Raw genomic sequence first — 12921 nt, forward strand, 5'->3', positions numbered from 1 at the left:
CGCCGGGCGGCCGCACCGCGTGCCAGCCGCGTGTCAGCCGCGTGTCAGCCGCGCTTGAGGCTCCAGTTCGCGCCGTCCGCGCCGTCCTCGACGACGACGCCGGCCGCCGCCAGGGTGTCCCGGATCGCGTCCGAGGCGGCCCAGTCCTTGGCCGCGCGGGCCTGGGCCCTGGCGGCGAGCTGGGCTTCGACCAGGACGCCGAGCGCGGCGGTGGCCTGCTCGTCGACGGCCGCGGCCGCGGTGTCGTTCAGGCCCAGGACCCGCAGCATGTCGTGCACGTCGTGCAGAGCGGCGCGGGCGTCCTCGAGCCGGCCCTCGGTCAGGGCGGTGTTGCCGGCCCGGACGGTTTCGTGCAGGACGGCTAGCGCCTGCGGCACATTCAGGTCATCGTCCATGGCGCGTTCGAAGGCCTCCGGCACGGCCCCGACGGTGCCGAACGTGTAGGACCCGCCGTCGGAAAGGGCACGGACGGCGCGGCTGATGAACCCGTCAATGCGTTCGACGGCGGCCGCGGCCTCCTGCAGCGACGTGGGCTGGTAGTCGAGCACCGAGCGGTACTGGGCCTGGCCGAGGTAGTACCGGACGACGCGCGGCGGGGCGAGTTCCAGCATCTCGGCCGGGCTGATGGTGTTGCCGATGGACTTGGACATCTTCTCGCCGGCGTAGGTGACCATGCCGTTGTGCATCCAGAAGTTGGCGAAGCCGTGGCCTGCCGCCTGGGACTGGGCCATCTCGTTTTCGTGGTGCGGGAAGCGCAGGTCCAGGCCGCCGCCGTGGATGTCGAACTCGGTGCCGAGGTACTTGGTGACCATCGCGGAGCACTCCAGGTGCCAGCCCGGCCGCCCGGCGCCCCACGGCGAGTCCCAGCTCGCCGTCGTCGGCTCTCCTTCCTTGTGGCCCTTCCAGAGGGCGAAGTCGCGGGGGTCTTTCTTCCCGCGGGGGTCCGAGTCGGCGGCGCCCTGCATGTCGTCAATGTTCTGGCGGGTCAGCGAGCCGTACTTGGACCACGAGCGCACGTCGAAGTAGACGTCGCCGGAGCCGTCGGTGGCGGGATAGGCATGGCCGCGGTCGATCAGCCGGGCAATGAGGGCGTGCATCTCGGGGATGTGGCCGGTGGCGCGCGGTTCGTAGGTGGGGCGGGAGACGCCCAGCGTGTCGTAGGCCTTGAGGAATTCCTGCTCGTACCGGTAGGCCAGCGCCCACCATTCCTCCTCGCGGACGGTGCCCGGCTCGCCCGCGAAGTCAGCGGCGAAGGACTCTGCGGACTTCGCCAGGATCTTGTCGTCAATGTCGGTGACGTTGCGGACCACGGTGACCCGGAAGCCGCGGTACTGCAGCCAGCGGGTGAGCTGGTCGAACGCGATCGCGGAGCGGATGTGCCCGACGTGCGGCATGCCCTGCACGGTGGCGCCGCAGTAATACAGGCTCACCTGGCCAGGTACAAGGGGAACGAAGTCCCGGACTTCGGCGGATGCTGTGTCGTAAAAGCGCAGGGTCACCGCTCCAGATTAGCCGATCCCGGTTCCCGCCCCGCCGGGGTGCTTGGCCCGGGTTACCTGCAGTGCTGGCCGATCTTGTCCATCTGCTGGCGGAGCTGCGTCAGCTGCTCGGAGGTCTGCCTGCCGGTGGCGCTCGCGGCGACCTGCTTCATGACGTCGGCCATCGACTGGATCGGTTCGGCGATCTCCGGGGCGACTTTGTCCGCGACTTCCTGGTAATGCTGGCCGATCTGGCCGGCTTTTTCCTTATCGCTCCCCTTGGGGACGAAGGTATCGGTATTGAGGAACTTGCAGCTTTCCTCCACGCTCATCCGGGGCGTGGCCGACGGGGCAGGGGTGCCGCCGCAGGCGGTTAGCAGCGTTGCCGCAAGAACGACGACGGCGGGAAGCAGCTTTTTCACGGGAAGTCTCCTGACGATTCCGGAGGGGTGTCCCTTAAGCGTAGGCCTCCGGGCCGGTGATGGTCAGCCCGCGGGGTAAACCAGGGCGGTGGCCGTTGCCGCGATGCCTTCGCCGCGGCCGGTGAAACCCAGCCCGTCGCTGGTGGTCGCCGAGACACTTACCGGCGCGCCGGCGGCTTCGCTCAGCACCCGCTGCGACTCCTCGCGCCGCGGTCCGAACTTGGGCCGGTTCGCCACGAACTGGACGGCGATGTTGCCGATCTCAAAACCCGCGGCCCGGACGATCCGGGCGGCCTCGGCCAGCAAGGTGGCCCCCGAGGCCCCGGCGTATTCGGGCCGGTCCGTGCCGAAGTGCGTGCCAAGGTCGCCCACGCCGGCGGCGGAGAACAGTGCGTCAGCGGCGGCGTGCGCCACCGGGTCGCCGTCGGAGTGGCCGGCGAGTCCGCGTTCGCCCTCCCAGAACAGCCCGCCCAGCCAGAGCGGCTGCGGCGCCTCGTCCGGGGCGTAGGCGTGGACGTCGATCCCGATCCCGGTCCTGGGCAGGAGCGGGGGCTGTGGCTGTGCGTCCATCCCTAGCCCTCCACCCAGCGGGCACCGAGCGGGCCTTCGAGCAGTCCCTCGGCGAGGATGAGGTCCAGCGGGGTGGTGATCTTAAGGGACTGGCTGGCCCCGCGCACGGCGTAGACGGGGACGCCCAGCAGTTCGACCAGCATGGCGTCGTCCGTCACGGCCGCCGCGCGGTCCGCGTCGAAGCCGGCTGCCGCTTCGTGTGCCCGGCGGAGGGTGGCGAGTTCGAAGCCCTGCGGGGTCTGGACGGACCGGAGCTGTTCGCGGGGCGCGGTGCCGGTGACCACTTCCGGGGCGATGCCGGCGCTGCCGTCGTGGGTGGCTTCGACGGTTTTGACCGTATCGACCACCGGGACGACCGGGATGACGGCCTTGGCGCCGGCCGCCAGCGCGGCCGCAACCCGGTGGAAGACGGCTTCGGGGGCGAGTGCCCGGGCAGCGTCGTGGACCAGGACGGCCTCAACGTCGGGTTCCAGGGCCGCGACGGCGGCACGCACGGAGTCCGCGCGGCTCGCGCCGCCGTCGACGATGGAGACGGCGGGCAGCTGGACGGCCGCGCTGGAGGTTGCGGTGCGGCGGTGTTCGGCCTGCAGCTCCGCAGCGAAGCTCTCGCACTGGGCCCGCAGCTCGGCGTCGCCTGGCGGCAGCGCGACGCAGATCTGCCGGGCGATGCCGGCCGCGGCGACTCCGCGCAGCGCGTGAGTGAGGATGCTGTCGCCGCCCAGCGGGACCTTCGCCTTGGGCATGCCGTAGCCCAGCCGCTGGCCGGATCCGGCGGCCACGAGGATGACCGCGGTGACGGGAGCTGTCGATGCAGTGTTCATGCGCTCAAGACTACGTCCCGCCGCCGGGGCCGGCAGGTTTTGGGCAAAAAGAAGCCCCGGCGGCGTGATGCCACCGGGGTTCGATTCTTAGCTAGGAAGCCAGGACCTCGTCGAGAACGCTTGCGGCCTTCTCTTCATCGGTCTTCTCAGCCAGTGCCAGTTCTGAAATCAGAATCTGGCGGGCCTTGGCCAGCATGCGCTTCTCTCCTGCGGAGAGACCCCGGTCGTGGTCCCGGCGCCACAGGTCGCGGACGACCTCTGCCACCTTGATCACGTCACCGGAAGCAAGCTTTTCCAGGTTTGCCTTGTAACGACGCGACCAGTTGGTGGGCTCTTCAGTGAACTCGGCACGCAGCACGTCGAAAACGTGCTCCAAGCCTTCCTTGCCCACTACGTCCCGGACCCCAACAAGGTCAACGTTTTCTGCTGGAACTTCAATGGTCAGATCACCCTGAGCCACCTTGAGCTTGAGATACATCTTCTCTTCGCCCTTGACAGTGCGCATCTTGATTTCTTCAATTTTGGCTGCACCGTGGTGAGGGTAAACTACTGTCTCGCCGACCTCAAAAACCATGTGGACATTCCCCTTTCCCGCAGACCAGTTTATCACGATTAAGGCATACGACTGCCATGGATCGGCCACGGAAACCGCGTAAATACGCGGAAAATCGCCATAATCGGCCTCTCAAACCCCTTGACGGACGCGGATAATAGTGCATTGCCCGGCGGCTGCCAAGGGCTTCCGGGTCCGACGGCGGAGGGGTCACCGGCTGGCCGGACGGCCCCCGGCTGCTCCCTCCCACCGGCCCCGGCCGGGCGCTTTCATGTAGCGCCCGGAATCCGCGTTTGGGGCGATTGCGGATAGGCTATGGCTGAATAATGTTTCAAGACTCTCAAGGAGTGCGTGACGTGCGTTTCACTGCGATGACTCGGGGCCGGCGCGGCAAGCTGGCAATGGCAACGGCTGCACTTGGCATTGGCCTGCTGTCCGTGACCGGATGCGGCTACATCAATGCCCAGCAGACGACGGAGCAGTACTCGGCGTCGGACGGGACGGCGACGGAGCTCGGCCCGCTCAAGCTGCGCAACATGATGATCATCGCCGATGGTGAGGACAAGGCAGGCCGCGTGATCGGCGCCGTCTACAATTCCTCGGCCAACGATGTGAAGCTCACCATTAACGGCGCCGGCGGGTCCCAGACCCAGGTCCCGGTCAAGAAGAACTCCTACGTGCTGCTCAACGAGTCCTCCGACCCGGCCATCCTGAGCACCGCCGGTGGCAAGCCGGGCTCGCTGGTGGAGGTCACGATCCGCGAGGACGGGACCAACAAGGACGCCAAGTTCAAGGTCCCGGTGCTGGATTCGACGATCGTGGACTACAAGTCCTTCCTGCCCACGGCCGAGCCCACCACGTCGGAGTCCGCCTCGGGCACGGCTTCGCCGTCCGAGACCCCGTCCGAGACCCCGACCGAGACGCCGTCGGCCACCCCGACGCCGTAGCGCCGGAAAAGTTACGTCCGCACGCAGAAGGAGGGGCACCCGCACGGGGTGCCCCTCCTTCTGCGTTAACCCGGCTGTCCGCGCCGCCTAGGGTTCGAACTTGTAGCCCAGGCCGCGGACGGTGACGAGGTAGCGCGGCGCCGACGGGTCGGGTTCGATCTTGCTGCGCAGCCGCTTGACGTGCACGTCCAGGGTCTTGGTGTCGCCGACATAGTCGGAGCCCCAGACCCGGTCGATGAGCTGGCCCCGGGTCAGCACCCGGCCCGAGTTCCGCAGGAGCATCTCCAGCAGTTCAAATTCCTTCAGCGGCAGCGAGACCTGTTCGCCCTGGACGCTGACGACGTGCCGCTCGACGTCCATCCGGACCGGCCCCGCCTGGACGGTGCTGGAGACCAGCTCTTCGGGTTCGCCGTGGCGGCGCAGCACGGCGCGGACCCGTGCCACCAGTTCCCTCGAGGAGTAGGGCTTGGTGACGTAGTCGTCGGCGCCAAGCTCCAGTCCCACCACCTTGTCGATCTCGGCGTCTTTGGCGGTGAGCATGATGACCGGCACGGAGGAGCGCTGGCGCAGCTGCCGGCACACCTCGGTGCCGGACTGTCCCGGCAGCTGCAGGTCAAGCAGGACCAGGTCGGCGCCGTTGCGGTCGAATTCGGTGATGGCATCCAGGCCGTTGTCCACGACCTCTACTTCGAACCCTTCCTTGCCCAGCAAGTAGGACAGGGGGTCGCTGAACGATTCCTCGTCCTCGACAATAAGAATCCGGCTCAAGCGCTAGCTCCTTGCTCATGGACGCCGGCGGCGTCACGTCGTTCGGGTCGATCTGGTCGTCCTGGTCGTTCTTGGCTTTCGGGCCGCTCGGCCCGCGCGGTGCGGCCGGACTCCGCGGCGGGTTCGTCCTGGCCCTCCATCTCGGGCAGCCGGATGGTGAAGGTGGACCCCTGCCCCGGCTGGGACCAGACCGTCACCTCGCCGCCGTGGTTCGCCATGACGTGCTTGACGATGCTCAGGCCCAGGCCGGTGCCGCCGGTGTGCCGGGACCGTGCGGAGTCGACCCGGTAGAACCGCTCGAACACCCGCTCCTGGTCCTCGGGGCTGAGCCCCTCCCCCTGGTCGGTCACGGAGACCGCGACCAGGCCGTCCCGGGAGCGGACCCCGACGCCGACCCGGGTGTTCTCCGGCGAGTACCTGATGGCGTTGTCGATCAGGTTGCGCAGCGCCGTGACCAGCAGGTCCTGGTCACCGTAGACCATCGCGTCGGTCCGGCCGCCGACGACGATCTCGATGTTCTTGCTTTCGGCGGGCAATTGGGAGCGGTCGACGGCGTCGGCGACCACTTTGTTGATGTCCACCGGGTGGGCCTGCTGGGCGACGTTGGCGCCCTGCAGCCGGGACAGTTCGATGATGTCCTGGACCAAGGCGGCCAGCCGGCTCGATTCCTTGTGCATGCGCTTGGCGAAGCGGCGCACGGCTTCCTCATCGTCGGGCGAGGCTTCCAGCGCCTCGGCGAGCAGCGAGATGGCACCGACCGGAGTTTTGAGCTCGTGCGAGACGTTGGCGACGAAGTCGTTGCGGATTTCCTCGGTCCGGGTGATTTCGGTGCGGTCGTCCGCAAGCAGGAGGATATATTCCTCGCCGAGCATGGCGGCGCGGACCTGCACCACGATGGTGCCCTGGCCGAGCGGACCGCGCGGCAGTTCGAGCTGCTGTTCGAGGATGACCCCGTCGCGCCGGACCTTCGCGGTCATGTCCAGCAGCTGCCGGTGCACCACGGTGTGGCCGCGGACCAGGCCGTAGGCGTACGCCGCGGGGCTGGCCCGGACGACGCCGTCGATCGCGTCCACCACGACGAACGCCCGCCCGACGACGGCCAGGACTTCCGCGGCGCCGTCCGGGAGCGAGGGGTCACCGGTTTCGACGTCGCTGATCTTGCGTTGCTGTTCGCTGATCCGGAAAGCGAGCACGCCGAAGATGCCGAGCGACAGGCCGATCAGGCCGGCGATCACGCCGATGAGCATTGGATCCACGGCTCCAGCTTATGCTCTGGGACCGGGCCGGAATCGAAAACGTGTGCGGTTCCGGGGTTGGTTCAGCTAACGTTCACCTATTGAGGCGTAACAGTTCACCGGAGACTGGAAAGGTGGCAGGTTGAACGCCGCAACGGTGAAACGAAACGAGCCGGCCGCCCTGGTGCCCGGCGACGTTTCCAAGGAAAGGAACGCGCCCGTGCGTAAGGTTTTTCAGGAAGAGCTGGCCCAGGTCGGCGAGCAGCTCGTCGAGATTTCGAAGCTCGTCAGCGAGGCATTCGAGAAGGCCACCACTGCCTTTGAGGGCGCCGACATTGACCTGGCCGAGGATGTCATCGCGGCGGACGCCCGGATTGACTTCCTGCAGAACAGCCTCGACGAGCGCGCCATCGACATCCTGGCCCTGCAGGGTCCGGTAGCCAGCGACCTGCGCATGATCGTGGGCTCGCTGCGGATGAGCGCCTCCCTGGAGCGGATGGGCGACCTTGCCCGGCACATCGCCCAGCTGGCGCGGCTCCGCTACCCGGCGAACGTGATCCCGCAGCCGCTGCAGGAGACCTTCAAGAGCTTCGCCAAGCACGACCTGGAGATCGCGGAAAAGCTCACCGTGCTGCTGGAGACCCGCGACCTCGAGGTGGCCCGGGACATCCTGAAGGCCAACAGCGCCGTCAACGACCTGCACCTGAGCGTCTTCAAGGCGATCGCCCGCGACGACTGGGCAGAGTCCGCGGCGACCACGGTCGACGTCGCCCTCGCCAGCCGCTACTTCGAGCGGTTCGCGGACCACGGCGTGTCCGTCGCGCAGAAGGTCACCTACCTCGTCACCGGCGCCTGGCACCCGAACAGCATCGAGCACAGCTGACGCTTCCGCTGCCCTGCGGCAGGTACGACGGCGGCCGGTCACCCCAAGGGTGGCCGGCCGCCGTCGTCGTTGTGCGGGGTGTCCGCGGCGCTACTTCTTGCCCTGGTTGGCCACGGCCTTGATCGACTCGGCGGCGGCCTCGGGGTCGAGGTAGGTTCCGCCCGGGTTCAGCGGCTTGAAGTTCTCATCCAGTTCGTAAACCAGCGGGATGCCGGTGGGGATGTTCAGGCCCGCGATGTCCTCGTCGCTGATGCCGTCCAGGTGCTTGACCAAGGCGCGCAGGGAGTTTCCGTGGGCGGTGACCAGCACGGTCTTGCCTGCCTTCAGGTCTTCCTTGATATCCGACTCCCAGTACGGCAGCAGGCGGATCAGGACGTCCTTGAGGCACTCGGTGCGCGGCACGGCGTCGCCGAGGTCCTTGTACCGCGGGTCCCCCACCTGGGAGAACTCGGAGTCGTCCGCGAGCGGCGGCGGCGGGGTGTCGTAGGAACGGCGCCAGGTCATGAACTGCTGCTCGCCGTATTCGGCCAGGGTCTGGGCCTTGTCCTTGCCCTGGAGGGCGCCGTAGTGGCGCTCGTTGAGACGCCAGTCCCGCTTGACGTCGATCCAGCCGCGGTCCGCCTTCTCCAGCGCCAGGTTGGCGGTGTTGATGGCCCGCTTCAGCCGCGAGGTGTAGAGGATATCCGGCAGGATATTGTTCTCCACCAGCAGCTCCCCGCCGCGCACTGCCTCGGCACGGCCCTGGTCGTTCAGGTCGACGTCCACCCAGCCGGTGAACAGGTTCTTGGCGTTCCATTCGCTGTGGCCGTGGCGCAGCAAGATCAGCTTGTAAGTCATGGTTGTCATCCTAACCGAGGGGCCGCGGGCGGCGCCCTGCGTTACAGCGGCCGGGATAGGCTGGACGCGTGGTGCAGAAGGCGGAACGGGTGGCGTCCCCGGGGACCCGGGGCGGGGCCGGCGGCAGGACCGGCGGCCGGGCCGGGCGCCCGGTCGGCAACATCACCCGCGGGACCACCAACCCGAACCGGATGCGGCGGGTGGACCGCTGGCTCACGGGCCCGCAGGCGTGGCGGCTGCGCAATGCGCCGGACCCGCTGGTCGTCGACCTGGGCTACGGCGCCTCCCCGGCCACCGCCGTCGAACTTTTCGACCGGCTCCGGGCCGTCCGGCCGGACGTGCGCGTGGTCGGGATCGAGATTGAGCCGGAGCGGGTCCGGCAGGCCAAGGCACTGGAGCGCCCGGGCCTGAGCTTCCAGCTGGGCGGCTTCGAACTCCCGGTGCCGGGCCGGCCGGTCCTGGTGCGGGCGTTCAACGTGCTGCGGCAGTACGAGGAAGCGGACGTGGCCGCGATCTGGCGGCTGGTGCAGGACCGGCTGGCGCCCGGCGGACTGTTCATCGACGGCACCTGCGACGAGATCGGCCGCCGGGTCACGTGGGTGGCGCTCGACGCCGAGCGGCCCCTGTGCCTGGGCCTGTCCTTACGTTTCGGCGGCTTTGAGCTGCCCTCGGAGATCGCCGAACGGCTGCCCAAGGCGCTGATCCACCGGAACGTTCCGGGCGAACGCATCCATACTTTCCTGCAGGCCTTGGACAAGGCGTGGCTGGAGGCGGCGCCGCTTGCCTCGTTCGGCAACCGGCAGCGCTGGACTGCGATGTGCCGGGCGGTGCGCGACGCCGGCTGGCCGGTGCTGGACGGCCCGTCGCGGTGGCGCCTGGGCGAGCTCACCGTGGCCTGGGACGCCGTCGCGCCGGGGCCCTAGAGAGCCTGCGAGCTTACGGTCACCAGGGGCCGTACGGGCCCATGTTGCGGCTGCCGCCGCGGCCGGCGTCCTTGACCGCCGGTCGCACGTCGGCGAGGTACACGCTGGCTGCCGTCACCGCGGCGATGCCGAAGAGGCCCAGCGGGCCGAAGAAACCGCCGCCGCCGCTGACGATGGAGAGCAGGCCGATCGCCAGGGCGCCGCCGGTCAGGGCCAACCAGAAAGTTTTGGTCCGCTTGGACACCGCCTCGAAGGCGTTGGCCTTGTGCCGCAGGCAGTCGAAGAACGCCCACACCTCGAGAGCCAGGGCTACGAGGGCGAGGAGGAAATAGATCCCCGTCTCGGCAATTGAAATCAGCGTTCTTCCGTCCATGCCCCCAGCCTATCCGCCCAGCGCCGCGAGAGCCTGTTCCAAATCGGCCCACAGGTCCTCGACATTTTCGATGCCCACGCTGAGCCGGACCAGGTTGTCCGGAACGCTGGTTGGCTCCGCCGTGTGCCGGCGTCGCCGTTCGATCAAGGATTCCACCCCGCCGAGCGAAGTCGCCGGCAGCCAGAGACGCAACGCCCGGATCATCCGGTCGGCCGCGTCGGCGCCGCTCAATCCGGCCGCCGGGGCCATCTCGATGCACAGCACCGAGCCGAAGCCCTTCATCTGCTTCCTGGCCCGCTCGTGCCCTGGATCCGAGGCCAGGCCCGGGTAGCGGATGCTCTGGACCAGGGGGTGGCTGCTGAGCCGTTCCGCGAGCAGCGCCGCGGAGGCCTGCGAACGTTCGATCCGGAGCGCAAGGGTGCGCAGTCCACGCAGGGCCAGCCACGCCTCGAACGGCCCGGCGATGCCGCCGTGGATGGTGCGGTGGTGCAAAAGCCGCGCATGCAGGTCCTCGTCGGAAGTCACCAGGGCCCCGAGGACGACGTCGGAGTGGCCGGAGAGGTACTTGGTGACTGAATGCAGGACGACGTCGGAGCCCAGGCTGAGCGGCTGCTGCACCAGCGGGGTGGAGAAGGTGTTGTCCGTGACCACCAGGGCTCCGGCGGCGTGCGCGGCGGCAGTGAGTGCCGGGATGTCCGCGATGCCGAGCATCGGGTTGGTGGGGCTTTCGAGCCACAGCATGTTGGCCGGCCTGCCGCCGGCCGGAGCCAGTTGTGCCAGCACGGCGTCGGTGTCCGCGATGTCCACGGTGCGGAGTTCCAGCGTGCCGCGCTCGGCCAGTTCCGTGGCCATGCCGAGCGAGCCGGCGTAGCTGTGCGAGGGCATCACCAGGACGCCCTGCGGCGGCAGCAGGGACAGCGCGGAACTCACGGCGGCGAGGCCTGAGGCGTAGAGCAGGCCCGGCAGCGCCGCGCCCTCCAACTGCGCCAGGGCCTCCTCGAACGGGTCCCAGGTGGGATTGGAGTAGCGCCCGTAGCCGCGGTCGCCGGGACCCAGCGGGCCGGTGCCGACGTAGGTGGAGGAGAGCACGATCGGCGGGTTCACCGCGGCGTCCCGCTCGCGCGCCGGACGTCCGGCGGCGACCACCACGGTTTCGGCCGAAAGCGAGGCGGCCTGTTCTTCGGAGAGACTCATGGTGACAGGGTACTTCGGGGCGCCGCCGTGCCCGTAAGGCGTTACGCGCTGCCCGCCAAGGTGTCGGTGATTGTCGGTAGGCTAGAGCAGTGACTACCCAGACTCCCGGACCGGCCGCCGGACTGTTCATTGCCTTCGAGGGCGGCGACGGCGCCGGCAAGTCGACCCAGGCGGCGGAACTGGCCGGCGCGCTGGAAGCGCGCGGGCTGACCGTGCTGCGCACGCGGGAGCCGGGCGGGACGCCGATCGGCGAAAAGCTGCGGTCCCTGGTGCTGGACCACGGCCACGGCCACATCGACGCGAGGACCGAGGCCCTGATCTTCGCCGCGTCGCGCGCCGCGCACGCCGAGCAGGTCATCCGCCCGGCCCTGGAGCGGGGCGAGGTGGTCCTGACCGACCGCTACATCGACTCCTCGGTCGCCTACCAGGGTGCCGGCCGCGACCTCGGCACGGAGGTGGTGCGGACGCTCAATGAGTGGGCCACCTCGGGGCTGCAGCCGGACCTGACCGTCCTGCTCGACGTTGACCCGGCCGACGGCCGGCGGCGCCGTACCGCCGGCGCCGCCGCGGAGGACCGGCTGGAGTCCGAAGCCGACGAGTTCCATGCCCGGATCCGCGCCGCGTTCCTGGACCTGGCGGCGGCCCAGCCGGAGAAGTACCTGGTCCTCGCCGCTCAGCTGCCGGTTCCGGAGCTGGCGGCCCGGATCCGTGACCGGGTGGAGGCCCTGCTGGCGCTGCGCGAGGGAAGCCCCGCGTGAGTGTCTGGGACGACCTGCACGGCCAGCCCGCCGTCGTCGACCAGCTGCGCCAGGCCGCGGAGGGCGACGGGCTGACGCACGCGTGGCTCTTCACCGGCCCGCCGGGGTCCGGCCGGTCCAACGCCGCCAAGGCCTTCGCCGCGGCCCTGAACTGCGACCAGGAAGACGTCACGCGGCGGGGCTGTGGCGAGTGCCCGGCGTGCCAGACGATCCTGGGCGAGACGCACTCCGATGTGACCTTCGTGCGTACCGAGAAGGTCACCATCACCATCGATGAGGCGCGCGAGCTGGTGGCCACCGCTGGCAACCGCCCGTCCTCCGCGCGTTGGCGGATCATTGTCGTCGAGGACGCGGACCGGATGGCGGAGCGCACCACCAATGTGCTGCTGAAGGCCATCGAGGAGCCCACGCCCCGCACCATCTGGATGCTGTGTGCTCCGTCCCCGGCGGACGTGCTGGTGACGATCCGCTCGCGCTGCCGCCCAGTGGCGCTGCGGCTGCCGCCGGCGGCCGACGTCGCCGCCCTCCTGGTCAAGCGCGACGGCGTCGCTCCCGACGTCGCCGAACGCGCGGCCCGCGCCGCGCAGAGCCACGTCGGCATCGCCCGGCGGCTGGCCCGCGACCCCGAGGCCCGGGAGCGCCGGCTGGAGACGGTGCGCTTCCCGCTGCACCTGCGCGGCGTCACCGCGGCGGTGATGATGGCGGACAAGCTCGTCAAGATCGCCACCGAGGAGGCCACCAGCTCCAATGAGGAGCGCGACGCCGCGGAGAAGACCGCGCTCCTGGCCACTCTGGGCGCGCCCGACAGCGGGCCCCTGCCGCCGGCGATGCGAGGCCAGGTCAAACAGCTGGAGGACGACCAGAAGCGGCGCGCCAAGCGCTCGGTCACCGACTCCCTTGACCGCACCCTGACAGACCTGCTGTCCTTTTACCGGGATGTGCTGATCATCCAATTGGGGAACTCCGTGGAGCTGGTCAACGTTGAGTTGAGGGCCGAACTGCAGGAGTTCGCGGGACACTCGACGCCCGAGGTGACCCTGGCCCGCATGGATGCCATCAACAAGGCCCGCAAACGGATCACGACCACCAACGTGGCCCCGCTGCTGGCCATCGAGTCCATGGCCGCGAGCCTGATCTGAGCCGGCGGCAATACTCCGCC

The 12921-nt window shown here is 69.1% G+C and carries 15 protein-coding genes; 5 read left to right on the forward strand and 10 right to left on the reverse strand.

Going from position 1 to position 12921, the window contains the following annotated elements:
* Positions 1-44: 44 nt before the first annotated feature.
* The 5 genes from cysS to ASG71_RS00085 form a co-directional block, all read right to left on the reverse strand.
* On the reverse strand, positions 45-1499 hold the full coding sequence (cysS, locus tag ASG71_RS00065; protein WP_056735904.1) for a cysteine--tRNA ligase: 1455 nt from the start codon (positions 1497-1499) through the stop codon (positions 45-47).
* A gap of 53 nt (positions 1500-1552) precedes the next feature.
* Positions 1553-1900, reverse strand: a complete 348-nt coding sequence (locus ASG71_RS00070) for a hypothetical protein (RefSeq protein WP_056735906.1) — start codon at positions 1898-1900, stop codon at positions 1553-1555.
* Positions 1901-1963: 63 nt separating this feature from the next.
* A complete protein-coding gene (gene ispF / locus ASG71_RS00075) occupies positions 1964-2470 on the reverse strand; it encodes a 2-C-methyl-D-erythritol 2,4-cyclodiphosphate synthase (RefSeq protein WP_056735908.1) in 507 nt (168 codons plus the stop codon).
* Between the two features lie 2 nt (positions 2471-2472).
* Positions 2473-3291 carry a 2-C-methyl-D-erythritol 4-phosphate cytidylyltransferase gene (ispD, locus tag ASG71_RS00080; protein ID WP_056735910.1) on the reverse strand — a complete coding sequence of 273 codons (819 nt, stop codon included), beginning with the start codon at positions 3289-3291 and terminating at the stop codon, positions 2473-2475.
* A 91-nt stretch (positions 3292-3382) separates the two neighbouring features.
* Positions 3383-3865, reverse strand: a complete 483-nt coding sequence (locus ASG71_RS00085) for a CarD family transcriptional regulator (RefSeq protein ID WP_026266570.1) — start codon at positions 3863-3865, stop codon at positions 3383-3385.
* Positions 3866-4215: 350 nt separating this feature from the next.
* Here ASG71_RS00085 and ASG71_RS00090 point away from each other — a divergent pair, with 350 nt between their 5' ends.
* Positions 4216-4791, forward strand: a complete 576-nt coding sequence (locus tag ASG71_RS00090) for a hypothetical protein (protein WP_056735912.1) — start codon at positions 4216-4218, stop codon at positions 4789-4791.
* Positions 4792-4878: 87 nt separating this feature from the next.
* Here ASG71_RS00090 and ASG71_RS00095 read toward each other — a convergent pair whose 3' ends face one another.
* Both ASG71_RS00095 and ASG71_RS00100 read right to left on the reverse strand, forming a co-directional pair.
* Positions 4879-5559 (reverse strand): response regulator transcription factor, encoded by a 681-nt coding sequence (locus ASG71_RS00095; protein ID WP_056735913.1) that lies wholly within the window; start codon positions 5557-5559, stop codon positions 4879-4881.
* Entirely contained in the window at positions 5556-6806 is a 1251-nt protein-coding gene (locus ASG71_RS00100) for a sensor histidine kinase (protein WP_056735914.1), read from the reverse strand. Before ASG71_RS00100 ends, ASG71_RS00095 begins: the two co-directional genes overlap by 4 nt.
* 208 nt (positions 6807-7014) lie before the next feature.
* Here ASG71_RS00100 and phoU point away from each other — a divergent pair, with 208 nt between their 5' ends.
* Positions 7015-7677, forward strand: coding sequence for a phosphate signaling complex protein PhoU (gene phoU, locus ASG71_RS00105; RefSeq protein ID WP_056737125.1), 663 nt, complete (start codon positions 7015-7017; stop codon positions 7675-7677).
* A 90-nt stretch (positions 7678-7767) separates the two neighbouring features.
* On the opposite strand, the gene ASG71_RS00110 is transcribed toward phoU, so the two are convergent.
* A complete protein-coding gene (locus tag ASG71_RS00110) occupies positions 7768-8514 on the reverse strand; it encodes a phosphoglyceromutase (protein ID WP_056735916.1) in 747 nt (248 codons plus the stop codon).
* A gap of 68 nt (positions 8515-8582) precedes the next feature.
* Between ASG71_RS00110 and ASG71_RS00115 the strand changes: the two genes are divergently transcribed.
* Positions 8583-9437: a class I SAM-dependent methyltransferase gene (locus tag ASG71_RS00115; protein WP_200947911.1), complete on the forward strand. Its 855-nt coding sequence runs from the start codon at positions 8583-8585 to the stop codon at positions 9435-9437.
* 19 nt (positions 9438-9456) lie between these two features.
* Here ASG71_RS00115 and ASG71_RS00120 read toward each other — a convergent pair whose 3' ends face one another.
* Together ASG71_RS00120 and ASG71_RS00125 are read right to left on the reverse strand one after the other, a co-directional pair.
* Complete coding sequence (locus ASG71_RS00120) at positions 9457-9810, reverse strand: DUF2516 family protein (RefSeq protein ID WP_056735918.1); 354 nt, start codon at positions 9808-9810, stop codon at positions 9457-9459.
* Positions 9811-9819: 9 nt separating this feature from the next.
* Positions 9820-11004, reverse strand: coding sequence for a trans-sulfuration enzyme family protein (locus tag ASG71_RS00125; RefSeq protein WP_056735919.1), 1185 nt, complete (start codon positions 11002-11004; stop codon positions 9820-9822).
* 89 nt (positions 11005-11093) lie between these two features.
* On the opposite strand from ASG71_RS00125, the gene tmk reads away from it, so the two are divergent.
* Complete coding sequence (gene tmk / locus ASG71_RS00130) at positions 11094-11762, forward strand: dTMP kinase (protein WP_056735921.1); 669 nt, start codon at positions 11094-11096, stop codon at positions 11760-11762.
* Positions 11759-12901: a DNA polymerase III subunit delta' gene (locus tag ASG71_RS00135; RefSeq protein WP_056735923.1), complete on the forward strand. Its 1143-nt coding sequence runs from the start codon at positions 11759-11761 to the stop codon at positions 12899-12901. The genes tmk and ASG71_RS00135 overlap by 4 nt, the downstream gene beginning before the upstream one ends.
* Positions 12902-12921: the final 20 nt, after the last annotated feature.

This window comes from Arthrobacter sp. Soil763 (genome assembly GCF_001428365.1).
Classification (GTDB): Bacteria; Actinomycetota; Actinomycetes; order Actinomycetales; family Micrococcaceae; genus Arthrobacter.